Below are 25,865 nucleotides of genomic sequence, written 5' to 3' on the forward strand. Positions count from 1 at the left end.
GATTCGCCATCACGTCCCGACTCACCCACCCAGCACTTCCACCATCTGCGCATTCAGGCCATTGACGAATGCATGCTCACCAGGTCCCGGGTTCTCACGGAACTGCTTCGCACCTTCCACCAGCACCTCATCCACGTCCGTTCCGAGAACAGCGATCGTTTCGTCGATGAAGGCGTCGAGCGGCATTGCCTGTTCGGCTTCGCGGCTGTTCATGAGGTCCGTGCGCACCCAGGGCGGTGCGATCTCGAGTACGCGCACTTTCGTGTCCCGCAACATGAAGCGCTGCGAGAGGATATACGAATGCAATGCCGCCTTGGTCGATGAATACACTGCCGTCACGGCCAACGGAACGAAGGCAAGCACCGAGCTTGTATAGGCGACGACGGCATCGTTCCGCGTCTTGAGATGATCGATCAGTGCCGACGTCATGCGGATCGGACCCATCAGGTTCGTCGTGATGGTGGACACCATCAGCGCGTCGTCAATGTGACCGCCCGCCTGGTCGGGTTGCATGATCCCTGCGTTGTTGATCAATACATTGAGATCGGGATAGTCCGCGATCAGTTGCGCCGCTACCTTCTCGATGCTGGCCGGGTCCGCAATGTCGAGTTCGATGGCCGCCATACCGGGATTCGCCGCCACCACCTCGTCGAGATGGCTGCGCCGGCGGCCGCTGATGATGACCTTGTTGCCTCGCTTGTGGAGCGCCTCGGCTAACCCACGGCCAATGCCCGAACCGCCGCCCGTGATGAAGATCGTGTTTCCAGTGAGTTTCATGATCGTTTCCTGTTGAGATTGCTGTACGTACGGTTCGCTGTCAGGCCGGGAACCGGTCGCCGAACATCGGCAGACCGCTTACGGATTCGGCCTTGGTCGCTTCGTCCTGAAGGACGTCCCAGTGTTCGATGAGCTTGCCGTCTTCAAAGCGGATGATGTCCGCTGCAATCCACGCAGCGGGCCTGCCGATCGCAGAAAAGCGGCCATGCGCGATGACGTAATCGCCCTCGGCCACCATCAGATGGTTCTCATAGCGCGCGGTGTCTGGCAGCGCGCGAACCAGGTTGAACAGGCCGTCGCGGCCCGGCGCGATATGGGCGCTATGTTGAATGTAGCGGTCGGACCAGAAGCGTTCGGCTGCAGCGTAGTCGCGCTTGTTGAACAGCGTTTCGAATGCTTCCAGCGCGATCGCTTTGTTCTGTTCGGGGGTTGTCTTCGTCATGTTGCGGTCCTCTTTAAAGAGTCAGGTGGCGACGCCATCCGGCATCGGATAACCGTTTGCCCCCTGTTGCCTGACCGTTCAGGTAAAGAAGGCTATACTTAAGACAATGGTGAATGACATTGTCATTGAAACGGATTCTGGGCGCCCGCCCGGTCAATGTCAATGGTGATCGACATTGTATTTTTCGATGGATCTGATTGGGTCGTTGCCGGCCAAAGGGAGGGAAAGTGGGTGTTTCCAGACAACAGGCGGTTGAAAACCGGCGCGCGATCGTGGCCGCCGCCGAGAAGCTGTTTCGCGAGCGCGGTGTCGACGCGGTCGGGCTCGCCGAGCTGATGAAGGCGGCGGGCTTTACGCAAGGCGGTTTCTACAACCACTTCAAATCAAAAGACGCGCTGGTCGCCGCGGTGATGGAGAAGGCCATGGAAGAGGGAGGAGAAGCGTTCACCTCCCAGATCGAAAACGCCAGGTCCGTCGACGCCGACCCGGTCAAGCAAAACATTCAGTGGTATCTGTCACCCGAGCATCGCGCGAATATCGAGGCAGGTTGTCCCTTGTCGGGTTTTGTCGGCGACGCCCGCCGGTTCGGCGATGTGGCGCGCGGCTCTTATGCGGAAGGTCTTGCGGCGAACCTCGAACGATTCGCGAAGGTTATCGAAGAATCAGAGGGGAGCAGTGAAGGCAGCCGCAAGAAGGCGATCACGCTGTTCAGTCAGATGGTTGGCACGCTGCTGCTTTCGCGCGCTGTTGCAGACGTTGACACGGCGCTCGCAGATGAAATTCTCGACGAGGGACGCCAGCATCTTCTTGCCGTCGTGGACAAGCAACCTGGCGTTCAGATGCGCAAACAATCGCGCCGACGGTAGCCCGATGTTCTGGAGCAGCGGAGTACGCGCGCGTCGGCGAGAGGCTGTATGAACGCTTGGGGGCCGTTCCGGCGGAAGGCAGCCGAGTCCAATTCAACGTCCCACCCTCAAACACGCATTTGCGCAACTATGCCGGTTGCCCCGTCAATCCGGCGAGGAAGCGTTTGCAACGCCCAGTTTCCGGAGAAAACAGAACCTTGCTGGATTCGCCCTGCTCGACGATCTGTCCCGTCTCCATGAAAACGGTGGTATCGGATACGTGACGTGCGAATTCCATCTCGTGTGTTGCGATAAGCATGGTCATACCCGAATCGCGTACATCCCGAATCACGTTCAGTACTTCCTGAACGGTTTCGGGATCCAAAGCCGATGTCGGTTCGTCGAACAACATGATCTGAGGATCCATTGCCAACGCCCTTGCGATCGCCACACGTTGTTGCTGACCGCCCGACAGTTGCCTTGGGAAACTGGAAGCCTTGCTACCCAGTCCCACTCTTTCGAGCAACTGCATCCCCTTCTTTCGGGCGGTATCCACGCTTTCCCTTCGTACGAGCAGGGGTCCGGACATGACATTGTCCAAGGCGGTCATATGCGGAAAAAGATTGAAACTCTGGAAGACCATGCCAACGTGTTCACGCTGCGCGGCGAGTGCGGATGCGCCTAGCCGGCGCCGGTGATGTCCAGCACGCCGATAACCGACCTCGAAATCGCCGACCTCTATCGTTCCGTCCGAGATTTCTTCAAGCGCATTGATGCAACGAAGCAACGTGCTTTTCCCCGAGCCGCTGGGACCGATCAAGGCAACAGAACTTCCCTTCCCTACGTCCAGAGACACCGCCCTCAGTGCAATATAGTCTCCGTACGTTTTGACCACACCGGAGACTCGCAAAAACCTGTCGTTCGAAAGCTGCATTGTCTTCACCGTTGCTCTACCAATGATGTCTTGATCGAGGCCGCTCCGCTTCTGGAATCGGCAAACCATCTGGAATTGCGCCGTTCGAAGGCGGCCTGCAGCAGCGTCCAGATCGCGGTAACACCGAGGTAGTAGATCGTCGCAACGGTCAAGGCTTCGAGTACGCGAAAATCCGACTGGGTCAGATTGTCCGTCGCCCTGAACAACTCCGTCATCGAAATAACGGAGACGAGAGATGTATTCTTCAACTGTCTGACGAACTCATTTCCCAAGGGCGGAATGGCGATCCGCAACGCTTGCGGAAAAATGATCGAACGCATGATCGTGAAAGGCTTCATGCCAATTGCGCGTGCTGCCTCCCACTGCGCAATCGGAACGGCTGAAAGAGACGAGCGCACGATTTCCGCCACATAAGGACTCTCCGAAAACATCAACCCGATGATCGCGGCTTCCAGCACCGAGAATCGAACGCCTAACTGCGGCATCGCGCTATAGAGAAAGACCAGTTGAACGAGAAGTGGCGTTGCCCTGAAAAAAGCCACGTAGCCCTGATACAAACCCTTTGTCAGTCGACTATTCACGCCGCCCATTAGCGCAACCAGCGTCCCAAGCACGATTGCCAGCATCAGGGTAACAATGGTTAGCCAGATAGTCGTCCACAGCCCCGCCAGGATCGATGGCTCACCAAGGTCGCGTAGGAAAACGGACCAGTCCCAGACAGCCATTACTATTTCCCCTCTTTTAGCGAGACACCGGTTTCACGAGCGCACTGTCGAGGAGGGACTTCAATTTACCTCGAAGTTCTTCCGACGACGGAGCGAGCGGCTCGCGAGGCTCTCCGAGCGGCAGGCCTCGAAGCGCTGCGCCCGCCTTGGCAAGAGAGACATATCCATTCAACAGCATGAAGTCGAGAATGGGCCACAGCTTCGCCCAGACGCTCAGTGCGTCAGGCAGATCCCGGTGGAGCGAGACCGCGTTGTAGAGTTCGACGCAAAGCTCGGGGATAAAAGTCGATGCACCGATAATCGAACCCGGAGCGCCATGTCCGAGAACAGCCAGCAATGCGGGATCGGAACCCGCGAGAACAGTCGGCGCATCAGGATTGCTCAGCATGCGCATCGTTCTCGTGAAATTCGCCGGGCTGTCCTTGATATGGGAGACGAGGCCTTCACGTCGCAGCGTCACCATTTGTGCTTCGGTGATGTCCAGACCGGTAATCCCAGGTGTGTCGTAGTAGATAATCGGACCGCCCGCAATCTTGACGACCTGCTCCAGAAATCGCTGGACGTCGGCGAACTTGAGCCGGTCAAAATAGGGCGTAACGACAAGCATCTGATCAACACCCAGTTCCTTCGCGTATCGCGTCAGATCAAGCGTGTCGCGAACGTTACTGGAGCCGACGTGGGCAATGACGTCGGTCCTGCCCTTCGCTACCTCACATCCAATTTCGAACAGACGCTTGCGTTCGGCAACGCTCAACGCCGGATGCTCGCCAGTCGATCCGCTAAGAACGACGCCGTGAATTCCAGCGGTTATCTGATGTTCGATCAACTGCACATACGCGTTCTCGTCGATCGCGCTGCGGTCGTGCGTGAACGGTGTGAGGATGGCGCTCAGAATGCCTTTCAGTTCCTGCTTCATAGGGATGTCCTTGAATCGTGATGATGTGATTACCGCAACAGTCCGTACGACGACGGCAAGTGGATCAATTGCTCAGTTCCGCTATAGACCGGTCAAAAGTCCTTCATTGCGGCGTTTTCAATGCCCCATTTTCTTAAGATGGCATCGTAGGTGCCGTTCGACTTCATCTCCCTGATCGCCTTCTTCACCCTGGCGACAATATCCTCATGTCCTTTTGCCACGCCGATACCCAACGTCATGGGACTGATCCCAGTGGCTATCTTTTTGAATCCGTCGTTATGGTTCATGAAGTAGGAAATCAACGAATCCGTCGCGATGAATGCGTCCACGCTATCGTTCTCGAGTGCCCGTAGCGCGACGGGTTGAGTATCGAAGGCCTGGATGGTGATCGGCGGCTTTCCGGCGGTACGGCACTTTTCACTTTCGCCCTGAAGCACCTTCAATGAGCCGGATCCTTGCAGAACACTGGCGGAGTGGCCACATAACTCACCAAGGCCCCCAATGCTGGAATTCCGCTTGACGATGACCGTCTGGGACGCTTCGATATACGGCACCATGTCGATCACGCTTTGCCGCTCCGGCGTGACATACATGGCAGCGCACACAATATCGAAGCGGTCGGCCTGCAGTGCCGGAATCAATCCCTTGAAGTCGAGGTTGACGAATTCGGCCGAGGTTCCCATCTGTTTGGCCAACGCGCCGCACATCGAGACGTCGACACCGGTTGGCTTCCGGTCGTCATCGAAGAAACCCCATGGCACCTGCGTCAGCGACGTTCCCACCCTGAGCACGTGGGATGGAGTCTCTGCTTTTACCGTGCTGATTAAAGACAGACACGCGAAGAGACTCACGGCGATCAACTTCATACGTCGCATTGCATTTCTCCAGTCTTCTGTTTTATAGAACGTACACACGAATGGTCTTTGCCCGTTCTCGTCGTACCAGGCTGTTCACACACAAATAGTTGCGCCATGCAAAAATGTGGCGCTAGAACCACGAGAAGCGCTTCAGCTAAGTATCGTTGCCGCTAATACTTGGGAAATGCGCGCTCACGTAACGTCGGGCAATCGCGCGCAAGGTTATCGACAAATCTGCCGGGTCAATCGGCTCGTGGCGCAATGATCAGAAACGGTGACGCATGCCGACGATGCCCAGGACCTGGTTCGCCGTCGACGAGGCTGTCAGGCCGTTCAGATTCGCGACAGCGGCCGCCCCGGTTGAGTCGGTACCCGACGCATGCTGATAAATGGCGGCCGCGTAGACATCGGTGCGCTTGGAAAGGAAATATGTCGTTCCGAACATGCCTTGCTGGTATGTCGCGCCGTTGACCCCATAGCCCTTCGTATAGTCGTACGCAGCCCCGAGCAACCATGCTGGCGTCAACTGGTATCTGAAGTTGAGCTCGGCGTTATGAAACATCGCCGTGCCGCCGATATTGGTCGCCGGCAGACCCGATTCCGACCCAATGCTCCTGAATTGCGTATTGCTATAGGTCGCGCCGACGGTTGCCAGACCGAATGTGTACGATCCGCCTGCGGCAATGACCTGTTGCGTTTTCGCCGATGCATAACCCGAGAAGACCCGGTTCGTCACGTTCGATGCGGTCGTGCTGGACAATGCATTATTACCGTACAGCGAATAGTTCGGATCTCTGACGTTCAGGTAGGCGACGCCCAGCGCGACAGGCCCGCTCTTATATGCCGCGCCTAGCGCCCAGATCTGATTTCTCGTGAACTGGCCGGCCACGCCACCCAGGCTATACATACCGCCAAAGGAGAAACCGCCATACGAGAGACTCTTGAACTTGACGGTGTTGTTGATGCGATTCGTGCCATTCAGGTTATCCAGATCGCCGGGGTGTGCGCCGAAGTAAGGCATCCATTGATTCGCTGCTTCGAACGGCCCCGGATAGTCCGTAAGCGAGTCGTACTGGCGGCCAATCGTCAACGTACCGAGGCTTGACGACGAGAGCCCGACGTAGGCCTGACGTCCGAACAGGTCGCCCCCTTGCCCCAATTTGCCATTGTTCAGGCTATAGCCGCTCTCGATGACAAAGAGCGCCTGAAGTCCGCCACCGAGATCTTCGGTGCCGCGCAGCCCCCAACGGCTTCCGTTGATATTCCCACTCGACATCTGGGTCAGGCTATGTCCGCCTGTGTTGTTTGCATAGAGCACGCCAACATCAATGAGACCGTATAGCGTGACGGAGCTTTGTGCGTGCGCGAGTCCCGAGAAACCCGCAACCGCGGCTAGAACAATGAGCTTTTCTTTCATCTGGTTGTACCTGTTCGAGAAGTGACGAATCGGACCGCCAAAATCAACAGTCACGTAGCGGTCGACGGCGGCCATACCCTGTCTTCAAGGCTTGACCCCGAACGCAGCGTAGGCAACTCAAAAAAACAGATCGTGCAGGGCGCTCCCGCGCTAACGTTTTAAATTAGCGGCGCTTAAGTTGGGCCGTTGCAACGCACAAGACGAAGCGTCGTTCCGGTCGATAGGTTTAGCGACCCTTATAGATTTGTTTAGCGGCGATGATGCTCTGGATCATGTGTTTTTTATTTCTCTACTGTTCAACAAAGCGGCCATTTGCACGACGGTCCACTTCGTGAACATTCATCCCCAGAGGAATCAATGAGCACCAGCCACAAGTACGCAGGCATCCTGACATCGGTCCCCACGCCTCTCGACCGGGAAGGCAAGTTCAATGCCCCCGTTCTGAGCCGGCTGATCAATAACCTGATTGAAGCGGACGCGGACGCGATCGTGCCGATCGGCGGAACCGGCGAATATATCTCCCTGTCCTTCAGCGAACGGCTGGCGGTTGTCGAGGCCTCGTTCGAGGCCGCAGACGGACGCTGTCCGGTTATCCCCGGCATTATTTCGGCCGGGATCAACGATGCCATCGAAAATGCAAAGTCCTACGTAGCGGCGGGCGCCAAGGCGGTCATGGTTGTCACGCCGTATTACTACCGGCCGACACAGGAAGGCGTCATTGACTACTACAAGTGCATTTCGGACCGGGTCGACGCCGACATCATCCTGTACGAGATTCCCTATCGGACCGGTGTTTCCCTCCACTACGAGACGGTTAACCGGCTCGCTGAGATGACCCGCGTCGTCGGAATCAAGGCATGCAATCCCGACCTGGCCCAGCAGATGCGCGTCGCCGAAAAATCCGCGTCGAAGATGGCCATACTCAGCGGAGAAGAAGACGTGCTGCCCCTGCATGTAGCAATGGGCGCCGTTGGCGGCATCATTTCCAGTTCGAACCTTATCCCGAGGCAATGGAAACGCGTGCTCGACCTTGCCATGGGAGGCCAGCTTAAGGAAGCGCTCGCTCTTCACGCGACGTTCCGGCCGCTCATCGACGCACTATTCGCCGAGCCGAATCCGGCGCCCCTGAAGGCAGCGCTCGGCCTGACGGGTCTCGATTTTGGCGGTGTGCTCGCGCCCTTGCATCCCGCGTCCGGCGCATTGCAGAAGCGCCTCGCCGAAGTGCTTCCGCCCCTCATCGCAAGAGAATCCGAACTGAAGCCCGTCACCCATCGAGGATAGTCATGTCGTCAAACATAAAACCCACCATGGACAGGCGGCATTTCCTGCAAGTCGCGGGCTCCACCCTCGCCACTGCGATTGTCGCCGCACCGATGATCATCACGTCGCGGAAAGCGGTCGCCGCAAATAATCTGACCGTGATCAGTTGGGGCGGCAACTATCACCAGGGCGTTGAAGATGCACTGGCCAAGCCATTCGAGAAGGAATTCGGCATCCACGTCACGCTTGTGGATACGCCCGACCTGGCCAAGGTGAAAGCGCAAGTCATGACCAACAACGTGCAATGGGACGTTTTCGACGCACCCGGCAGTATGGCAAGCACAGGCTCGAAGAACGGCTACTGGGAACCCCTGGACCCTGCCCTCTTTAATGGCAGCGATCTGATCGCGCCTGTCGGCAAGGACGCCGTCCCCTTCTACAGTTGGACTGGCGGGATTTGCTGGGACGCAAAAAAATATCCGGACGGCAAGCATCCGCAAACTTTCGCCGACTACTTCGATTTCAAGCGTTTTCCAGGTCAGCGGACGTTGCGGAATCGGGCGTTCGAGACACTCGAGATCGCCTTGCTTGCGGACGGCGTAGCGCCCGACAAGCTTTACCCGCTCGATGTCGACCGCGCCTTCCGCGCCCTGAACCGTATCAAGCCCCACATTGCGAACTGGGTGGAGCAAACGCCGCAAACGGTAACGTTGGTGGAAACGGGACAAGTCGACTTCAGCTACACCTATTCAACTCGTGTCAAAGCGGCGCAGGAAGTCAAACAGCCTATCGACTTCTCTTTCAAACAGACGCTAACCGGACTGTCGTATCTGGTCGTTCTGAAAAATGCGCCGAACCGGCAAAACGCCATCAAGTTTCTTCAGTTTGCCTTGCGACCGGATCGCCAGGCCGCCTTGATGAATCATTTGGGGAACACGCCGGCAAGTAAAAGCGCGCGGCCGATGATGGACCCTGCAGTGCAAAAGTGGTTATCGGACCCGGCAAACAAGATGAATGCGGTCATCAACGACGCGTGGTGGGCAGATCACTACGACGAGTTGACGCTCCGATTCAAGGAATGGGCGCTTGGCTGACGAACCAGATCGAATCCCGATATCGATAGAGCCTTGGCAATCGTTAAAGACAAATCCGGCCCGCAACCGGATGGAATAAACCAGCCATGAAAACAGATGAAATTGTTAGTGCAATGCGGTCGATTGTCGGTGAAACAGATGTTCTGACCGATCCACAAGACATCGCGCCTCACATGATCGACTGGCGGAAACGTCATTCGGGAATCGCGGCGTGCGTTGTATTTCCCCGCAACGTCGGACACGTTTCAAAGGTACTCGCGCACTGCAACGCACATCGCATCAAGGTATTTCCGCAAGGCGGCAACACGAGCGTATGCGGCGGCTCTGTTCCCGATGGAGTCGGTGGAAGCATTCTGATGAACCTGGCCAAAATGAATCACATCATGGAGGTGAATGCGAGAAACAATTCGATCACCGTCGAGGCAGGGTGCATTCTTGCAGACATACAGGCGGCGGCGTTCGATGCCGACCGGCTCTTTCCGCTGACGCTGGGTGCCGAGGGCTCATGCCAGATCGGGGGAAACATCTCCACGAACGCAGGCGGAACGAATGTCGTGCGGTTCGGCAATGCACGCGACCTCGTATTGGGACTCGAAGTCGTACTGGCCGACGGCCGGATATGGAACGGTCTTCGCACGCTCAGAAAAAACAATAGTGGCTACGATCTGAAGAACCTTTTCATCGGTGCAGAGGGGACACTTGGAATCGTGACCGCAGCGAGCCTGAAGCTTTATCCACGTCCCTGCGCAAGAGCAACCGCGATGCTTGGCTTTTCCGATGTGCAGGACGCGGTCAGCGAAGGCATCAAGCTCCAGACGCAGTTCACCAGCGAACTCGTTGGTCTCGAACTGATCTCCCTGAGCGAGTTCGAGATATCGCTCAGGCACGCAGCAAAAACGCGCAATCCTTTCGAGGCCACGCCAAACTGGATCGTTCTGGTCGAACTGGCCGCGACCTCCGGGTCGAGCGAAGCACTGACCGATCGAATGACGGAGTATTTACGCGAGTCCTTCGAGGAAGGGATCGTCCAGGATGCCGTCGTCGCATCCAGCGAGCAGCAACGCGCAGATCTCTGGAAAATCCGCCATAGCGTAACGGAATCCAATGTCAAAGAAGGAATGGGGCTCACCCACGACATTGCCGTACCGACCTATCGGATTCCCGATTTCATTCAGCAGGCAGGCGATGCGCTGAAGGCGCACTATCCGGAAGTGCTTCCCGTTGTAGTCGGTCATATGGGCGATGGCAATCTTCACTACATCGCCATGTTCAGCCACGACAACTGGTCCCACGTCGCTGACAAGAGAAAAACCCAGCTTGAACTGAGCCATCTGCTCTACGACATTGCGGCAGGAATGGGCGGCACGTTCAGCGCCGAGCACGGCATTGGCGCATTGCACATCCCCGAAATGTCCAAATACAAGGACCCAATCGAGCTGACACTCATGCAGGCGATCAAAAACCTGCTGGATCCTCTCGACACGATGAATCCCGGCAGAGTGGTACCGCTGCCTCACGCCGATGCGTGATCGCCGGCAGCACGCCAATTCCACCTATTTATAGCTTTTTGTACCGTTCCCAGACACAGCGGAACGTACGTTGATTGAGAGAAATGATATGCGACTAGGATTTGTTGGAACTGGAGTTATCACGCAGGCAATCGTCACGGGTTTGGTCCGGGTCGGCGCACCATTCGATCACATTGCACTTTCCAATCGCAATGCCGATACTGCGGCAAGTCTCGCAGCGCTCGATTCGCGAGTGACCGTCTGTCAAACGAATCAGGACGTGCTGGACTCTTCCGACGTGGTTTGCCTTGCGATCAGGCCGCAAATTGCTCACGACGTTCTTGCAGGACTCAAGTTCTCGCCCTCTCATCGGGTCATCAGTTTTGTGGCGGGAATGAAGATGGACGAGCTTTCCAGGCTGATGCGCAATGTGGACAAAATCGTCCGTGCCATTCCGCTTCCGGCCGTGGCTGACGCGCTGGGCAGCACAGCGCTTTACCCGCAAGACGTCGTCGCCCATGCGCTTTTCTCGCATGTCGGCGTAGCGGTGGAGGCGGAAAGCGAACAGCAGTTCGATTGCCTGTCCGCTGTCACCGCAACCATGGCGAGCTTCTACGCCGTGCTCGAAAGCCAGGCGACCTGGCTGGCCAGTCAAGGGCTTGCCTACAGCAAGGCGCGCTCATTCCTGTCAGCGTATTGCCTCGGGCTTGCCCATGGTACGAAGAATAGTGCCGCGTCATTTTCCGATCTGATCGATCAATCGATGACACCTGGCGGCATCAACGAGCAATTGCATTTCGAATTGCGCTCGAAAGGCAACTACGAGCAGTATCAGATGGCGTTGAACCGCGTGCTCGAGCGGATCGAAGGAAAGATCTAGAGCTTGCCTGGCACGCTCTGTACGTAGCGCCGGCAGAGCGCGGTGAGGACGCGGAAACCGCTCCGTGTCCTCATTTTTTATCAACCGTACGCCTTCAAAATTTGCTACGCTTGATCGCATCGAGTAGCAATACTTCACGCTCACAACTGGGAAACGCCGGGTATGGATACGCTATCGGCAGGACACTATCCAGACTGGGACCTGCTGATAAGCTGGGTCTGCGTCGTCGACGCGGGTTCCATGTCCGACGCTGCGTTTCGCCTGGGTATTTCACAAGGCGGCGTTTCGCAACGTATCAAGACGCTCGAAAGTCTTCTGGACACCAATCTTCTCGACCGGGCATCCCGTCCGGCGCGCCCCACTGCCGCAGGCCGGCGTCTTTTCGAACATGCAACCGACCTTCTTCGCAGTGCGGACCAGATGGTCGAGAGTGTGCGCAACGTTACGCGCGCCAAACGCACGGTCGTACGGTTAGGCTGCATTGATTCCTTTGCCGCGATGATTGGACCGATCCTGACCAAGGCCCTCGCCGGGTCGGCCCATCAGATTCGCCTATGGTCCGGTATCACGCCGAACCTGGACGCCCAGCTCGAAGCTCGTCAGCTCGACGTTGCGGTCACAATGAACGGTTACTCTCGCGTACCCGAAATCCGAAGACTGCGCCTTTTTTCAGAGCCCTATTTCGTTGTCTTGCCGAAGGCATTCGAGGTGCATCAACTCGCAACGCTGACCGAATTGAGCAAGCACTTGCAGTTCGTGCGATACAGTTCACGCTCGATCAACGGACAGCAGGTCGACGCCTACCTGAACTCGAACGCCGAGAATATCGAGCGCACATGCGAGTTCGATGCAACGGATCCCCTTCTCAGCCTCGTAGCAGCAGGACTCGGATTCGCCCTTACAACGCCGCTCTGTCTCTGGCAATCCCGGCACTATCTGCCGGCTGTAAGGGTTGTTCCACTCAGCTCGTTTTCCCGGTACGGACGCCCTCTCACTGAACTACACCGGTCGTTTTACCTCGCGTATCGGGAAAACGAATTGGGGAGCCTGCCTTCGAATCTGTACGATCTGTTCCGGAACACATTTGAACGTCAGGTGGCCTATGACATCGCCACCGCCCTCTCGCTGGACCCGCGTGCCGTTTTCTTTATGGAAGAAGACGCCACGATGAGCCTGCCAAGCTGAGATCGCCAGGCCAGGCGAACACCCGCACCCTGACAGGCGCTTCTGCTAAAAATCGAATCCGCTTATATTTCCGGCCTCTGGTTTTTGCCACATCACACTTCACTCACACCTTGCACAAAAGGAAGCTGAACGTGAATACATATGATGTGGTCGTGATTGGGGCGGGTGTTATCGGCAGTTCGGTGGCATTCCAGCTTGCAAAGCTGGGGGCAAAAAACGTACTCGTGCTCGACCGGGGCACGATCGGGGCTGGAACAACCTCGCAATCGTCGGGCATCTTGCGCACCCACTATTCGGTCAAGGAAAACGTGGAATTGGCGCGCAAATCGTGGGACGTCTTCAACAATTTCGCGTCCTATCTGGGCGACGACGAAGCGTCGTGCGGGTTGGTGAAATGCGGATACATGATCGCCGCCGCCGAGGGCGACAAACTCGAACCGCTGCGCGCGTCGCTGAATCAGCAGAAAGAGCAAGGTATTCCCCTCGAACTACTCGACCGGAAACAGGCAAGCGAACTGCTTCCCATCGCGCAGTTCAGCGACGCCGCCCTGATCGGCTACGAGCCCGAAGCCGGCTTTGCGGATGCCTATCTGGTCGCCACCAGCTTCGCGCGTGCGGCGCGGCGCGGCGGTGTGACCATTCGCGAGAACACTTCGGTCAACCGGATTCTCATCGAAAACGGCAAGGTTGTTGGCGTCTCTACCAGTATCGGCGACTTCGCTACGTCGATGGTGATCAGCACCCAGAACATCTGGACGCCGGAACTGGCTGGCTGGACCGGCCAATCCCTGCCCGTCATGCCGGAACGCCACGCTGTGCTGGCGCTCGAGTGCGCGGCCGCAAAGTACACATTCTCGATGCCGGTCTTCAAGGACCTTGCGTCGCGAGGCATGCTCTATTACCGCAGCTACGGCGGCAACCAGATGCTCGTCAGCGAAGGTGTGGTCGGGGAGACACTCAACACGACCGAAGTGGAGCAAGGCGACATCCCAATGGACTATGTCGTGGAAGTTGGCGCTCAGGTTGCCGAGCGCTTCCCCGAATACGAAACCGCCGGGATCGCGTCCTCGTGGACCGGTGTCTACGACGTGACGCCGGACTGGAATCCGGTTCTCGGCAAATTGCCCGGCATTGAGGGACTGGTTGTCGGCTACGGGTTCTCCGGCCACGGCTTCAAACTTTCGCCGACGGTCGGTCGCGTACTGGCCCAGGAGGCACTGGGTCTGCCGACCGATGTGTCGCTCAAGCCGTACTCCATCGAGCGCTTTACGACAGGCGAATTGTTGACCGGCAAATACGGTCTCGGCGCAGTGTCCTGAGGTTAAGGATCACGCCACTCGTGCTCGTCACGATCGAGCCATCCGGTATCTGCACAAACGATTGAAACCATAAGGAAGATCAGATGAAAGTGATTACCGCCGTAAAGCGCGTCGTGGACTACAACGTGAAAGTCCGCGTAAAGGCCGACGAAAGCGGCGTAGACATTGGCAACGTCAAGATGTCGATGAATCCCTTTGACGAAATCGCTGTGGAAGCGGCAACGCGTTTGAAAGAAGCCGGCAAAGCGACTGAGGTCATCGCCGTGTCTTGCGGTCTGCCGCAGAGCCAGGAAACGCTGCGTACCGCACTGGCTATCGGCGCGGACCGCGGAGTGCTGGTCGAAACCGACGCAGAGTTGCAGCCGCTCGCCGTGGCAAAGCTGCTGAAGGCCGTGGTTGAAAAAGAGCAGCCGCAACTGGTCATCCTGGGCAAGCAGGCAATCGACGACGACGCCGGTCAGACTGGCCAATTGCTGGCCGCGCTACTCGACTGGCCACAAGCCACCTTTGCCAGCAACATCGAAATCGATGGCGACACTGCCACTGTCACGCGCGAAGTCGATGGCGGACTTGAGGTGATTTCACTGCGTCTGCCGGCTATCGTCACTACGGACCTTCGTCTGAACGAGCCACGCTATGTGACGTTGCCGAACATCATGAAAGCAAAGAAGAAGACGATCGAGACGGTCAAACCTGCTGACTTCGGCATCGATCCGTCGCCACGCCTGAAGACCCTGAAAATTGTCGAACCACCGGCCCGCAAGGCCGGGGTGAAAGTACCGGATGTTGCAACGCTTATCGAAAAACTGAAAACCGAAGCAAAGGTAATTTAAATGACAACGCTCGTTATTGCGGAACACGACAACGCTCAGATCAAAACCTCGACACTTCATACGATCGCGGCAGCGACCCAGCTTTCGAATGGCGTCCATGTACTTGTTGCGGGCAGCGGCGCGCAATCTGCAGCAGAAGCGGCTAGCAAGATTGCCGGCGTCGACAAGGTGATCCTCGTCGACGCGCCACAATTCGCGGATGGTTTGGCCGAGAACGTCGCGGCCCAGGTGTTGGAGCTGGCAAATAGCTACTCGCATATCCTGTTTCCCGCCACGGCCGCCGGCAAGAACACGGCGCCTCGCGTGGCCGCAAAGCTCGATGCGTCACAGATCTCCGACATCATTGCGATCGAATCCGGCGACACCTTCCAGCGCCCGATCTATGCCGGTAACGCTATCGCCACCGTGCAGTCGAGCGACCCGGTGAAAGTCGCGACGATCCGCACGACGGCGTTCGATGCAGCCCGCGCGGACAGTGGCAACGCCGCGATCGAAACGGCCCCCGCTGTCGCCGATTCCGGCCTTTCGACTTTTATTCGCCGTGAACTCGCTACGAGCGACCGGCCCGAGCTCACCGCAGCGCGCGTTGTCGTATCGGGTGGCCGCGGTCTGGGCAGCGCGGAGAACTTCGCCCTTCTCGATCCGCTGGCCGAGAAACTCGGCGCCGCTGTCGGCGCCTCGCGTGCGGCGGTGGATTCGGGCTTTGCGCCGAACGACTGGCAAGTCGGACAGACCGGAAAAATCGTTGCTCCGGAACTCTATGTCGCCGTCGGCATCTCGGGTGCCATCCAGCATCTGGCCGGCATGAAGGACTCGAAGGTTATTGTCGCGGTCAACAAGGATGCGGACGCGCCTATTTTTAGCGTCGCTGACTATGGGCTCGTCGGTGACCTGTTCGAAGTACTGCCCACGTTCACGCAATCGCTGTAGACGTTTTCTGAAAGACGTAAAATGCGGTGACGTCGTCAAATGCGACGTCACCGCAGGTTCGGAATGGAAATCAGCAGTAGCAAAGTAACCTTGCGAAATCGAAACCCAGCTTCAATCACAACTTGATTTCCATCGTTTCAGCGTCCTCCTGTCGAATCGCCCCGATACACGGCTCTCGCCCACCGACGAGATAGCTCGCGTCGAGTGAACCGATGTCTGGGCATCCGAGAAGTCGCAAGCAAATTTCAAGTTCGTTTCTCAGCATCGACAGCACGTCATTCACTCCGCTCTCACCAGCGCCGGCGAGACCGTAAAGAGGTGCACGTCCGAGCAGTACGCCCTTGGCGCCCAGCGCCACCGCTTTCGCAATGTCGCTTCCCCGGCGAATACCGCCATCGATCAAAACCTCGAATCCCGCCGGTGTGGAGGACACCGTGTCCGCGAGAATGTCCATTGAGCTCAGTGCGCCATCGAGTTGACGACCGCCATGATTGGAGAGCACCACACCGTCAACGCAATGACGCGACGCCGTGACCGCATCGGCAACAGTCTGTATGCCTTTGACGAACAGTTTCCCCGGCCAATGGCGACGCACCCACGCAAGGTCGTCCCAGTTCAGCGACATATCCATCTGACGACTCAGCGCCGCGGCTTGCGCCTCAATGCCGGATTCCAGTCTTGCGCTGCGAGCAAGGTTCACCAATTGGGGAACACCATGCACGCCGACCGCCGCAATCCAGCGTGGATGGGTGGCGATATCCCACAGCAATTGCCGGGTCCATCGGAGCGGCAACTTGAAACCCGTTCTGACATAGTGATCGCGTTGGCCGGTAACGGGTGTATCCACCGTCAGCAATAGCGTCGAAAAGCCGGATGCTCTGGCGCGCGCCATCATATCCTCAGCGATTCTCCGGTCCTTCTGCACGTAGAGTTGCAACCAGAGTTCGCCATCCGAGGCCTTGCGCACGTCTTCAAGGAGGCTCGTCGATGCGGTGGAAAGAACGAATGGCAAACCTGCAGCACCAGCGGCCCGCGCCAATGTCTCTTCAGCTTCACGACGGTAAAGCCCATTTAACCCAGTCGGGCCCACGACCGCCGGCCAGGCTGCGGCGCAACCGGCAAGCCTCGCCGTTGTGCTCACCGTGCTGACGTCAACCAGCACCCGCGGCGCAAACATCACACGCTCGAATGCGCGCCGGTTGCGCCGCAGAGTTATTTCATCCTCAGAACCGCCCTCAAGATAAGCGAATGCGAACCTCGGCAAAAATCGCCTTGCCGCGGCGCGGTAGTCTGCAATGTTGGCAAATTCCATACACTCGCTCTAGTGCGCTACCGCTGCTTTGGGAAGCACGCGACCCGGATTCATCGTGTTCCTGGGGTCGAGCAATTGCTTGAATTCCCGCATAAGCGAGACTTCCGCGGCATCTTTATATATTTCCATTTCCGCAACATGCAGCGAGCCGATTCCATGTTCGGCGCTGAACGTACCACCCATTTCGGCCGAAATGTCATAGAGCAGATGGTTCAGCTTCAGTTGCACGGCCGCCTTGTCTTCGACACCGGCCCAGTATTCATGCGTGAACATTGCGATGTAGTGGAGATTCCCATCACCCATGTGCCCGACAATCACGGGGACAGCCGTTGGATAATGCTCCGCTAACGCACGGCCTGCGCGGTCAACAAAATCGGGAATACGATAAGTCGGCACGGCGATGTCATGGGTGAGCCCCATACCCTCCCGGCCGTTCGCCTCGGTAACATGATGGCGGATACCCCAGAGTTCTCCACGTTGCTGCTCATTCGACGCGATGACTGCGTCCTGCACCACGCCATTGCTAAATGAATCGTTCAATGCCTCTGTCAGTCTGTCAGCGAGCGATTCACTCGTGCCGGTCGCGGCGGCAAGTTCGACGAGAACCGTCCAGTTTGGCGTTGTCTGAAACGGGTTTCGCGAGTTGGCGGCGTGTCGCAGCGAAATATCGAACTCGCTTTGCGAAATCAGTTCAAGGCCGACGAGTTCGCCCGGAAATGCTGCCTGGAGTTTGAGCCCTTCGTCGACCGCCGCCGAGACGGTTTCCACGCCAAGCATCGCCGTAGCGATCGCATGGGGTCGCGGGAAAAGCTTCAGCGTTGCGGCAGTCACTACGCCAAGCGTCCCCTCCGAGCCGATAAACAGATTCTTCAGATCGTAGCCGCTATTGTTCTTTCTCAATGAGCGCAGACCGTTCCAGATGCGGCCGTCTGCGAGAACCACCTCGACACCTAAAATCAGATCCCGCGTATTGCCGAAACGAAGCACGTTCGTGCCACCCGCGTTTGTCGCGATGTTGCCGCCTATCTGGCACGACCCTTCGGCTCCAAGCGTCAGCGGGAACAGGCGGTCGGCTTCCAGCGCCGCGGCCTGGATATCCGCGAGCACACAGCCTGCTTCGACGGCCATCGAGTTGTTCCGTGGATTCAACTCGATGATGCGATTCATCTTGCGCATATTCAGCAGCACACTCTGGCCGCTATTGTCCGGCACTGAGCCACCGCACACGCTCGTGTTTCCACCTTGCGGAAACACCTTGATGGCATTGTCGTTGCAGAATGCGAGCACCTTCGACACCTGCTCGGTCGTCCCGGGAAACACAATGCAAGCCGCCTTTCCCGAATGCCTTTTGCGCCAGTCGATCAGATGCGGTTCCATGTCGGACGGTGTGTCCACCACATTGGCGTTGCCCACCAACTCCTTCATTACGACGATCAGGCTATTTGCATTCATATTGGGGTTACTTTTTCAGAACCGCGCTATCGCGTGCCGACCAGCAAACGGTGAGAGGACGACCCATAGGCGAACGCTCGGCCGCGCGCGCAGAAATTGTCTTGACCAGCAGCGTCGAACCCGTGGCAGTGGTGAGTTCGAAACGTGTCATGCCACCGACAAACGAAATCTGTGAAATAACGCCTGTGCACTCATTCATGTCTCCAGCACCCGGCGCATTCGACTCCTTGCCTTCAAGCACGGAGATCTTTTCTGGCCGCACCAGTACCTTTACCTTAGAACCGGTAGCATGCCCTTCCGTACTTCGCACCTTGAGCGCCCAGTCGCCGTTCACCAGCACCGTATCATCCGATTGAACGACACCTTCAAGCAGATTGGATTCGCCAACGAAATCCGCCACAAACTCGCTGATCGGTTCGAAATACAATTCGTCCGGCGTACCGAGTTGTGCAATGCGCCCGCCGTTCATCAGGCACACGCGGTCGGAGAGATTCAGCGCTTCTTCCTGATCGTGCGTGACGTACACGAGCGTCGTACCCAGATCCCGATGCAAACGCTTGATTTCACCCTGAAGCTGGTCACGAAGTTTCTTGTCCAGTGCGCCCAACGGTTCGTCCATCAAGATGACCGATGGAGAATAGACAATGCAACGCGCAATGCCCACGCGCTGTTGCTGACCACCGGACATTTCGCGCGGCTTCCGGTTTTCGTAACCCGTCAGGCCGACCCGCTCCAACGCATTGCGAACGCGTTGTTGAATCTCCGACTTGCCAATGCCTCGAATACGCAACGGAAATGCCACGTTGTCGAATACGTTCAGGTGCGGCAACAGCGCATAGTTCTGAAAAACCATCCCGAGTCCGCGTTCACGCGGTGGGACCGTCGATACGTCCTTTCCGTCGAGCAGAATGCTGCCGGTGGAAGGCGCCACGGCTCCCGCAATGATATTGAGGATCGTGCTTTTGCCTGAGCCACTTGGACCCAGCAGGCTCAAAAACTCGCCTTTGCGCACCGAAAAATCGGTGCTGTGCAAAGCGACAGAACTCCCGTAACTTTTGCTGATACCACGGAAAACAATCATGTTGTCCCCGGCGGCTGTTGAGGTCGACATGCTATTCAAATTTCCGTTGACCGATGAACCTGTTTGGGCCGAAGGCCGTCCATTTTTTTCGAGCAGTACATGTGACATGCTTGTCTCCGACCTCAATGTGACGATTCAGTTGCCGCTGGCTGCAGAAACACCGAAATACAACAGAACGCCAGCGAGAGCACCGTGAGAAGCGCCGACACCGCGGCAATAACGGGTGAAATATCCCATTGAATGCTGCTGTACATCTTGACTGGCAAAGTCGTCGTGGTCGGACTCGTAATAAACCATGCGATAACGACCTCGTCGAACGACACGAGGAATGCGAACAGAGCTCCCGCCAGAATCGATGGCCGCAACTGCGGCAACACAACCTTGAAAAAAACGGTCCGGCGGTTAGCACCCACGATGGTTGCCGCGAACTCCAATGCCGGGTCCAGTTTTTTTACACCGGCCATCACCGTCATCATCATGAACGGCGTCACATACGCGACGTGGCTGACCACCAGGCCCGCCGTCGTCCCGACGAGATGAAGCCGCGAGAAATAGAGGTATAGGCCGAGCGAAATCACGATAACCGGTACGAGAATCGGGCTCATGAGAAGCAGCATCACGAACCGCTTGCCGGGGAATTCGAAACGCACGAGACCGTACGACGCAGGAACGCCGATCAGCATCGAGATCACCATCGTTAATCCGGCGACCTTGAGGCTCTGCAGGATCGTCCCCATCCACGAAGACGAAGTGAACAACTGCTCATACAGGTCAAGAGACCAGACTCGCGGCGGAAACGTCAACTCGCCATTGCCACCGAACGAAATCGGAATGACGATCAAGGTCGGCACGAGGATGAACGCATAGACCGCAAATGCGATGACATTGCGAAGCCGTACATAGCGCCGTTCCTGCACATCGATCACCACGCCGGCAGGCGCGGCGGAAGAATGTGCCATATCAATGGAGGTTGTCATGCCATCGCCCTCCTCTTCGCGTCGCGCCGCTGAAACTGTTCTGCTCCCATCGCCGCCAGCGTGACGATGGCGAGCAGAATCACACCGATTGCAGAGGCCATATTCCAGTCCATCGTCTCCCGTGTGTAGAAGTCGACAAGGTTGGACATCATCGCGTCCCGTCGCCCGCCGAGCAGGGCCGGTATGACGAAGAATCCCATCGACATCACCGTCGTGCTCAGGACGGCGGCTGCGACGCCTGGCAGACTCAACGGCAGTGTGATGCGAAAAAATATACGCGGTGGTTTTGCCCCCATGATCTCGGACGCCCGATACAACGACTTGTCGATCGACAGAAGGCTGGCGAGCACCGGAAACACGATAAACGGAATCAGGTAGTTGGTCATCCCCACCATCACGCCAAACCGGTTGAATAGCAACGGCAACTGCACGCGAGTGTGGAACGCCGCCGATAGCAACTGATTCACCAGTCCGTCCCGTCCCAGCAGGATGGTGAAGGCATAGCTTTTGACGAGAATACTGGTCCAGAACGGAACGAGCACCAACACCATGTAAATGGCGCGCTTACGCGGCGTTTGTTTGGCCAGATGCATTGCGATGGGATACCCCAACAACAGGCTGGCCACTGACGCGGTGATGCTGATCTGGAACGTGGACCAGAGCGTGCGAAGGAACAGCTCGCTGCCGAGGAGTCGTTGATAGGCGGACAGCGAAAGGCCGCCATCAATCCAGAAACTCGTGTAGACGACGTAGGCGAGTGGGACGAACAATACGAAAAACAGGAATACGGTTGCTGGCCCAACGTACAGCAGTCCGTCAACACGTGATTTCATAACCGCTCCTTAACGCAGACGCCGACACCCATCGACGCGCACCGGGGATAGTGCAATCAGCCCAGCACCCACTCCTTGAATCGCAAGGTCAATTCGTCGTAGTGATCGGCCCACCATGCGTCGTTGCTAACAACGTTCATCTTGTTCGCAGGATCGGACAGCCACTTCCGGACTTCCGGCTTAATCATGGGCAAAGCGCTGCGACTCGCCGGTGTATTGCCGAGCTCGTTCATCAACGCCGCTTGCCGGTCCGGGCGCAGCGCAAATTGCACGAACTTCATGGCGTTGGCCTTGTTCGGCGAGTTCTTCAGAACCACCAGATATTCGAGGCCAATCAGGTTCTGCTTGAACGAGAAGTCGATGGGTTTGTTGGCTTCCTGAGCCGCCTTGACGCGCGTCGAGTAGGTGTAGCTGAAGTCGACCTGGCCGGTCTCGACGAGCGTAACGGTTTGCGGCGTCTGGTCTACCCAGTTACCGATGAACGGCTTGATACGGTTGAGGGATTTGAACGCTCGCTCGACGTCCAACGGGTACAACTTGTCTGGAGCGACCCCGTCGGCGAGCAAGGCGATTTCCAGCGTCTCGCTTGCCCGGTTGCGCAGCGTCCGTTGCCCTGGAAACTTCTTGACGTCGAAGTATTCCGCAAAGGTCTGCGGGTGCTTGCCATCGGGGAATTTGCTGTTGTCCCAACAGATGCCGCCGGTGTAGCCATAGAGCGGCACAGCGTCTTTCGTCATCGGCGCGATGAGATCGCTCCGGTTGAACAGCGCTGGGTCAAGAGGTTCCCAATAACCGTTTTTCGAGCCGGTCATTGCCATCGGGCCTACCGCGTCGAACACGTCCCATTGGACATTGTTCGTCATCACCTGAGCCTTCACTTTCGCGAGGTCCGGGGTGTCTACCAGGGTCACGTGAACGCCGAACTCTTTCTCGAATGGCTTCGCGAGCGCCACCTCCACGCCCGCATGATAGTTACCGCCCCAGCTCACAACCGTCAGGTTGCTGGCCGCCATGGCCTTGCGTGAGGTAATGACCATCGGCGCGGCGATGGCGGTCGAGAGCAGCGTCGTGCCCGCGGCGTGCAGGAATCGGCGGCGAGGCAAGGCGATTTTGGAATCAGCTGACATGGCTTTGGCCTTTTATGTGATGAGTGGTCTACTCGGTTTCACGTGCGACGATGGGTGCGATGACGGTCGCCAGGCGGCGCCGTAGCGCATCCGACGCAGGTAGCATCGGCGGTAGAACGTCGCCGAAATCAAAACCCTGTAGGGCGAGCGCCGCTTTAACGGGTGCGGGGTTCGGTTCCGCAAAAATTGCGTCGATGAGGGGCCGCAAAGTCGCATGCAGTTCGACCGCTTCTTTCAGCTGGCCACTGGATGCAAGCGACAAAACCTTCGCCCATTGCCGCGGAATCAGGTTGGAGCTCGAAATGACCCCACCGACTGCGCCCATCGCCACGTGCAACGGCAACACGTCTTCCTCACCACTCAGGATCGCAATCTTCGACGCCGCGAGTTCAGCTACCCGCATCTGTTGCGCGAGATCCGGATTGCATGCCTTGATACCGACGACCCGGGTCATCTCCGCGAGCCGCGCCACCGTCTCGTAGTGAAGCGAAACGCCGGTACGATATGGAATCTCGTAGAGGATGATGTCCGCATCCACTTCGTCGGCGAACTTCTTGTAGTAGTCGACAATCCCGTCCTGAGTGGGGCGGAAGTAGTACGGCGTGACCACCATCAGCGCCTTCGCGCCAGCGGCCACGAAAGCCTTTGCGTTATCGACGGCGTCGCCGATGCCCGGCGACAGAATGCCCGGTACGACGTGCAGCTTGCCCGCGCCCGCCTCGATCGAGCATTCGACCACCCGCAGACGCTCGCTCGCCGACAGCGCGGTGTATTCGCCCGTCCCGCCCAGTGGCACGACGCCGTCCGCACCAGCGGACGCCAGGCGCTGAATATGCCGATGCAAAGGTGCCGGCTGGAATCGGCCCTCCTTGTCGAGCGAGGTAGGGACCGCGGTCAGAATGCCCGCGTATTGGTGTCTCATGCTCATCTGTACGCCCTTCTTCTGATGAAAATTGACTTCGATCGTCGACTGGTCGCTGTACTTCGCATAGTTAGCACGATAGGAAGCCAAAAACACGCGGGCTGCACCATCAGTGCCAGTTACCATCTTCATAAGACGCGGTTATCCAATCGACCTTGACGCACCATCGAGTGATTCTTCCACTGGGATAAACCCTCAGCCGCGGGCATTCCAGGCAGACTCGAGGAGGGATATCCGCGCTGCTCGCAACTGCCGATTCCGCGCTGTCTCCGCGCCGCGACTTCGGCTGATGTTCTGTTTCGGGGGACCGTTCGAGCTCACCGTGGTGTCGCGGCTGATGAGCGTCATCGAGCCGAACGGGTGAATGGGCTATCCGTTTTCAGCAGCACGTCTTGCGCGATGCCGGTGTGGTGCGCCGTGTCGCGCGGACGGGCGGTGGGAAAGACGGCGCGACCGCACTTCGTCTGGTAGCGGCACGGCTGCTTTCCGAAGGAAGCAGCCGTGTCTGGCGAGTGAATCGTTCGAGACATTCCGCGCCTTCAACAATAACCGCGCAGTATGCTCAACCGCCGAACTGCCAATCGCGCGTTGGCAGGTACGTTTCCTTAACGGTTCGCGGCGATGCCCAGCGGAGCAGATTCAGATACGAGCCGGCTTTGTCATTGGTGCCGCTTGCCCGGCCACCGCCGAACGGCTGTTGACCGATCATGGCGCCGGTCGGCTTGTCGTTCAGATACAGGTTGCCCGCTGCATTCACGAGTGCGGCTTCTGCCTGATGCAGTGCGAAGCGGTCAGTGCAGAAAATCGAACCTGTCAGCGCGTATGGACTTGTCGCATCGATGAGTTCCAGGGTTTCGGGCCAGGCGTTGTCCTCGTACACAAACACCGAGAGAATCGGGCCGAAGAGTTCTTCGGTCATCAACGCATGCTTCGGGTCTGTCACCTGAAGCACGGTCGGCTCGACAAAGTAGCCCGGTTCGGACCAGGTCTTGCCACCTGAGACGACCTTGACCACGGAGTCTTCCTGCGCTGCAGAAAGGACCCGGCTGAGCTTTTGATGCGAAGCCTGCGAAATCACGGCGCCCATGAAGGTGCTGAAATCGGCGACATCTCCGACCTTGAGTTGCGCAAGACGGTCACGCAACTCCTGCTCGACTGCGGGCCACAGGCTTTTCGGCAGATACGCGCGCGACGCCGCGCTGCACTTCTGGCCTTGATATCCAAAAGCGCCGCGAATCAAAGCGATTGCGACTTCGGAAACATTGGCGGATGGATGGGCCAGAACGAAGTCCTTGCCACCCGTTTCGCCGACCAGACGCGGAATCGTCCGGAACGCATCCACCTTCGACGCAACACCCTTCCACAGTGACTGGAATACAGCGGACGAACCGGTGAAGTGAATGCCCGCGAGGTCACGCGACGACAGTGCGACGCGTGTCGTCAATTCGGCTTCACCCGGTACGAAGTTGATCACGCCAGGCGGCAGACCCGCTTCTTCGAGTGCTTCGAAGAAAATGTAGTTGGCCAGTGCCGACTTCTCAGACGGCTTCCAGAGAACCGTATTCCCCATGATCGCGGGTGCGGTCGTCAGATTTGCGCCGATGGCCGTGAAGTTGAACGGCGACACGGCGTAAACGAAACCCTCCAGAGGACGCCAGTCGATGCGGTTCGCCGCGGTCGAAACCGACATCGGCTGCTCCGCGTAAACGCGCTGCGCGTTATAGGCGTTGAAGCGCAGGAAATCGATGAGCTCGCAGGCGCTGTCCGGTTCGGCTTCTTCCACGGTCTTGCTCTGGCCTAGCATTGTTGCCGCGTTAATCCTCATACGTGAGCGCGTCGCAACTATTTCAGCGGCCCGATGAAGAATCGTCGCGCGGCTTGCGTGTGTCAGATTCGCCCAATCGCGCGCAACGCTCTTCGAGCTGGCAATTGCCTCGGCGATCTGCGCTTCGGACGGCCGGTGAATGCGGGCGAGGAGCCGCTGGTGGTCATGTGGCGCGCGCACTTCCACGACGTCGTTCGAGAAATAGCGCTTGCCACCAATGACAGTCGGGATTTCAACGACATCGCGTTGTTCGAGTGCCTGGGTCAGTTCGCGGGCCGCCGCTGTTCCGTGGCCGAAGTGCACTTCCGGCTCGTTAGCCGGCAACGGGAATTGTGGACCTGAAATCACGCCTACTCCTTAAGATAATCGATTCAATGAACCGCAGGGCAAACCTGGCGTCTACCGTGGCGCATC

General features: G+C 57.7%; 24 protein-coding genes. 9 read left to right on the forward strand and 15 right to left on the reverse strand.

Going from position 1 to position 25,865, the window contains the following annotated elements; all coding sequences use genetic code 11:
- Positions 1-21: 21 nt before the first annotated feature.
- Together ACOSV0_RS34630 and ACOSV0_RS34635 are read right to left on the reverse strand one after the other, a co-directional pair.
- Positions 22-777, reverse strand: a complete 756-nt coding sequence (locus tag ACOSV0_RS34630) for an SDR family oxidoreductase (RefSeq protein ID WP_434112317.1) — start codon at positions 775-777, stop codon at positions 22-24.
- Between the two features lie 40 nt (positions 778-817).
- Complete coding sequence (locus ACOSV0_RS34635) at positions 818-1,219, reverse strand: nuclear transport factor 2 family protein (protein WP_434112320.1); 402 nt, start codon at positions 1,217-1,219, stop codon at positions 818-820.
- Positions 1,220-1,446: 227 nt separating this feature from the next.
- On the opposite strand from ACOSV0_RS34635, the gene ACOSV0_RS34640 reads away from it, so the two are divergent.
- The gene (locus ACOSV0_RS34640; protein ID WP_434115998.1) at positions 1,447-2,085 is read left to right on the forward strand and encodes a TetR/AcrR family transcriptional regulator; all 639 of its coding nucleotides are present in this window, start codon (positions 1,447-1,449) and stop codon (positions 2,083-2,085) included.
- Positions 2,086-2,212: 127 nt separating this feature from the next.
- On the opposite strand, the gene ACOSV0_RS34645 is transcribed toward ACOSV0_RS34640, so the two are convergent.
- From ACOSV0_RS34645 to ACOSV0_RS34665, 5 genes are all read right to left on the reverse strand, one after another.
- Complete coding sequence (locus ACOSV0_RS34645; protein WP_434112322.1) at positions 2,213-2,998, reverse strand: amino acid ABC transporter ATP-binding protein; 786 nt, start codon at positions 2,996-2,998, stop codon at positions 2,213-2,215.
- 5 nt (positions 2,999-3,003) lie between these two features.
- Positions 3,004-3,723: an amino acid ABC transporter permease gene (locus tag ACOSV0_RS34650; RefSeq protein WP_434112324.1), complete on the reverse strand. Its 720-nt coding sequence runs from the start codon at positions 3,721-3,723 to the stop codon at positions 3,004-3,006.
- Between the two features lie 16 nt (positions 3,724-3,739).
- Positions 3,740-4,639, reverse strand: a complete 900-nt coding sequence (locus tag ACOSV0_RS34655; protein WP_434112325.1) for a dihydrodipicolinate synthase family protein — start codon at positions 4,637-4,639, stop codon at positions 3,740-3,742.
- A gap of 92 nt (positions 4,640-4,731) precedes the next feature.
- Complete coding sequence (locus tag ACOSV0_RS34660) at positions 4,732-5,514, reverse strand: ABC transporter substrate-binding protein (protein WP_434112327.1); 783 nt, start codon at positions 5,512-5,514, stop codon at positions 4,732-4,734.
- Between the two features lie 247 nt (positions 5,515-5,761).
- Positions 5,762-6,913, reverse strand: coding sequence for a porin (locus ACOSV0_RS34665; protein ID WP_434116000.1), 1,152 nt, complete (start codon positions 6,911-6,913; stop codon positions 5,762-5,764).
- 357 nt (positions 6,914-7,270) lie between these two features.
- Between ACOSV0_RS34665 and dapA (ACOSV0_RS34670) the strand changes: the two genes are divergently transcribed.
- The 8 genes from dapA (ACOSV0_RS34670) to ACOSV0_RS34705 all read left to right on the forward strand — a co-directional run bounded on the left by dapA (ACOSV0_RS34670) (position 7,271) and on the right by ACOSV0_RS34705 (position 15,922).
- Positions 7,271-8,194 carry a 4-hydroxy-tetrahydrodipicolinate synthase gene (gene dapA / locus ACOSV0_RS34670; protein ID WP_434112329.1) on the forward strand — a complete coding sequence of 308 codons (924 nt, stop codon included), beginning with the start codon at positions 7,271-7,273 and terminating at the stop codon, positions 8,192-8,194.
- 26 nt (positions 8,195-8,220) lie between these two features.
- Positions 8,221-9,267: an ABC transporter substrate-binding protein gene (locus ACOSV0_RS34675; protein ID WP_434112331.1), complete on the forward strand. Its 1,047-nt coding sequence runs from the start codon at positions 8,221-8,223 to the stop codon at positions 9,265-9,267.
- An 86-nt stretch (positions 9,268-9,353) separates the two neighbouring features.
- Positions 9,354-10,796, forward strand: coding sequence for an FAD-binding oxidoreductase (locus tag ACOSV0_RS34680; protein ID WP_434112333.1), 1,443 nt, complete (start codon positions 9,354-9,356; stop codon positions 10,794-10,796).
- A gap of 88 nt (positions 10,797-10,884) precedes the next feature.
- Positions 10,885-11,655 carry a pyrroline-5-carboxylate reductase gene (locus tag ACOSV0_RS34685; RefSeq protein WP_434112335.1) on the forward strand — a complete coding sequence of 257 codons (771 nt, stop codon included), beginning with the start codon at positions 10,885-10,887 and terminating at the stop codon, positions 11,653-11,655.
- 162 nt (positions 11,656-11,817) lie between these two features.
- Positions 11,818-12,840, forward strand: a complete 1,023-nt coding sequence (locus ACOSV0_RS34690) for a LysR family transcriptional regulator (RefSeq protein ID WP_434112337.1) — start codon at positions 11,818-11,820, stop codon at positions 12,838-12,840.
- Between the two features lie 131 nt (positions 12,841-12,971).
- A complete protein-coding gene (locus ACOSV0_RS34695; RefSeq protein ID WP_434112340.1) occupies positions 12,972-14,159 on the forward strand; it encodes an NAD(P)/FAD-dependent oxidoreductase in 1,188 nt (395 codons plus the stop codon).
- Between the two features lie 83 nt (positions 14,160-14,242).
- Positions 14,243-14,992 (forward strand): electron transfer flavoprotein subunit beta/FixA family protein, encoded by a 750-nt coding sequence (locus ACOSV0_RS34700; protein WP_434112342.1) that lies wholly within the window; start codon positions 14,243-14,245, stop codon positions 14,990-14,992.
- Positions 14,993-15,922 carry an electron transfer flavoprotein subunit alpha/FixB family protein gene (locus ACOSV0_RS34705; RefSeq protein WP_434112344.1) on the forward strand — a complete coding sequence of 310 codons (930 nt, stop codon included), beginning with the start codon at positions 14,993-14,995 and terminating at the stop codon, positions 15,920-15,922. It begins immediately after the preceding gene.
- A gap of 115 nt (positions 15,923-16,037) precedes the next feature.
- Here ACOSV0_RS34705 and ACOSV0_RS34710 read toward each other — a convergent pair whose 3' ends face one another.
- The 8 genes from ACOSV0_RS34710 to pruA form a co-directional block, all read right to left on the reverse strand.
- The gene (locus ACOSV0_RS34710; RefSeq protein ID WP_434112346.1) at positions 16,038-17,234 is read right to left on the reverse strand and encodes an alpha-hydroxy acid oxidase; all 1,197 of its coding nucleotides are present in this window, start codon (positions 17,232-17,234) and stop codon (positions 16,038-16,040) included.
- A 9-nt stretch (positions 17,235-17,243) separates the two neighbouring features.
- Positions 17,244-18,686: an FAD-binding oxidoreductase gene (locus ACOSV0_RS34715; protein ID WP_434112347.1), complete on the reverse strand. Its 1,443-nt coding sequence runs from the start codon at positions 18,684-18,686 to the stop codon at positions 17,244-17,246.
- Between the two features lie 7 nt (positions 18,687-18,693).
- The gene (locus ACOSV0_RS34720) at positions 18,694-19,875 is read right to left on the reverse strand and encodes an ABC transporter ATP-binding protein (RefSeq protein ID WP_434112348.1); all 1,182 of its coding nucleotides are present in this window, start codon (positions 19,873-19,875) and stop codon (positions 18,694-18,696) included.
- A gap of 14 nt (positions 19,876-19,889) precedes the next feature.
- Positions 19,890-20,744: an ABC transporter permease gene (locus tag ACOSV0_RS34725; protein ID WP_434112349.1), complete on the reverse strand. Its 855-nt coding sequence runs from the start codon at positions 20,742-20,744 to the stop codon at positions 19,890-19,892.
- Positions 20,741-21,577, reverse strand: coding sequence for an ABC transporter permease (locus tag ACOSV0_RS34730; RefSeq protein ID WP_434112350.1), 837 nt, complete (start codon positions 21,575-21,577; stop codon positions 20,741-20,743). The genes ACOSV0_RS34725 and ACOSV0_RS34730 overlap by 4 nt, the downstream gene beginning before the upstream one ends.
- A 56-nt stretch (positions 21,578-21,633) precedes the next feature.
- Positions 21,634-22,704: a polyamine ABC transporter substrate-binding protein gene (locus tag ACOSV0_RS34735; RefSeq protein ID WP_434112352.1), complete on the reverse strand. Its 1,071-nt coding sequence runs from the start codon at positions 22,702-22,704 to the stop codon at positions 21,634-21,636.
- 28 nt (positions 22,705-22,732) lie between these two features.
- Positions 22,733-23,758, reverse strand: a complete 1,026-nt coding sequence (gene dapA, locus ACOSV0_RS34740) for a 4-hydroxy-tetrahydrodipicolinate synthase (protein WP_434112354.1) — start codon at positions 23,756-23,758, stop codon at positions 22,733-22,735.
- A gap of 430 nt (positions 23,759-24,188) precedes the next feature.
- Complete coding sequence (gene pruA / locus ACOSV0_RS34745) at positions 24,189-25,799, reverse strand: L-glutamate gamma-semialdehyde dehydrogenase (RefSeq protein ID WP_434112356.1); 1,611 nt, start codon at positions 25,797-25,799, stop codon at positions 24,189-24,191.
- Between the last annotated feature and the right edge of the window lie 66 nt (positions 25,800-25,865).

The sequence above is a fragment of the Paraburkholderia caffeinilytica genome (assembly GCF_051027425.1).
Lineage (GTDB): Bacteria > Pseudomonadota > Gammaproteobacteria > Burkholderiales > Burkholderiaceae > Paraburkholderia > Paraburkholderia caffeinilytica_A.

Coding starts and splice junctions, on each gene's coding strand:
- ACOSV0_RS34660 (WP_434112327.1), bottom strand. CDS start 5,514: ATGCGACGTATGAAGTTGATCGCCGTGAGTCTCTTCGCGTGTCTGTCT.
- ACOSV0_RS34675 (WP_434112331.1), top strand. CDS start 8,221: ATGGACAGGCGGCATTTCCTGCAAGTCGCGGGCTCCACCCTCGCCACT.
- ACOSV0_RS34635 (WP_434112320.1), bottom strand. CDS start 1,219: ATGACGAAGACAACCCCCGAACAGAACAAAGCGATCGCGCTGGAAGCA.
- ACOSV0_RS34730 (WP_434112350.1), bottom strand. CDS start 21,577: ATGAAATCACGTGTTGACGGACTGCTGTACGTTGGGCCAGCAACCGTA.
- dapA (WP_434112329.1), top strand. CDS start 7,271: ATGAGCACCAGCCACAAGTACGCAGGCATCCTGACATCGGTCCCCACG.
- ACOSV0_RS34715 (WP_434112347.1), bottom strand. CDS start 18,686: ATGAATGCAAATAGCCTGATCGTCGTAATGAAGGAGTTGGTGGGCAAC.
- ACOSV0_RS34680 (WP_434112333.1), top strand. CDS start 9,354: ATGAAAACAGATGAAATTGTTAGTGCAATGCGGTCGATTGTCGGTGAA.
- ACOSV0_RS34710 (WP_434112346.1), bottom strand. CDS start 17,234: ATGGAATTTGCCAACATTGCAGACTACCGCGCCGCGGCAAGGCGATTT.
- ACOSV0_RS34705 (WP_434112344.1), top strand. CDS start 14,993: ATGACAACGCTCGTTATTGCGGAACACGACAACGCTCAGATCAAAACC.
- ACOSV0_RS34720 (WP_434112348.1), bottom strand. CDS start 19,875: ATGTCACATGTACTGCTCGAAAAAAATGGACGGCCTTCGGCCCAAACA.
- ACOSV0_RS34735 (WP_434112352.1), bottom strand. CDS start 22,704: ATGTCAGCTGATTCCAAAATCGCCTTGCCTCGCCGCCGATTCCTGCAC.
- ACOSV0_RS34630 (WP_434112317.1), bottom strand. CDS start 777: ATGAAACTCACTGGAAACACGATCTTCATCACGGGCGGCGGTTCGGGC.
- ACOSV0_RS34665 (WP_434116000.1), bottom strand. CDS start 6,913: ATGAAAGAAAAGCTCATTGTTCTAGCCGCGGTTGCGGGTTTCTCGGGA.
- dapA (WP_434112354.1), bottom strand. CDS start 23,758: ATGAAGATGGTAACTGGCACTGATGGTGCAGCCCGCGTGTTTTTGGCT.
- ACOSV0_RS34650 (WP_434112324.1), bottom strand. CDS start 3,723: ATGGCTGTCTGGGACTGGTCCGTTTTCCTACGCGACCTTGGTGAGCCA.
- ACOSV0_RS34690 (WP_434112337.1), top strand. CDS start 11,818: ATGGATACGCTATCGGCAGGACACTATCCAGACTGGGACCTGCTGATA.
- ACOSV0_RS34655 (WP_434112325.1), bottom strand. CDS start 4,639: ATGAAGCAGGAACTGAAAGGCATTCTGAGCGCCATCCTCACACCGTTC.
- ACOSV0_RS34700 (WP_434112342.1), top strand. CDS start 14,243: ATGAAAGTGATTACCGCCGTAAAGCGCGTCGTGGACTACAACGTGAAA.
- ACOSV0_RS34645 (WP_434112322.1), bottom strand. CDS start 2,998: ATGCAGCTTTCGAACGACAGGTTTTTGCGAGTCTCCGGTGTGGTCAAA.
- ACOSV0_RS34725 (WP_434112349.1), bottom strand. CDS start 20,744: ATGACAACCTCCATTGATATGGCACATTCTTCCGCCGCGCCTGCCGGC.
- ACOSV0_RS34685 (WP_434112335.1), top strand. CDS start 10,885: ATGCGACTAGGATTTGTTGGAACTGGAGTTATCACGCAGGCAATCGTC.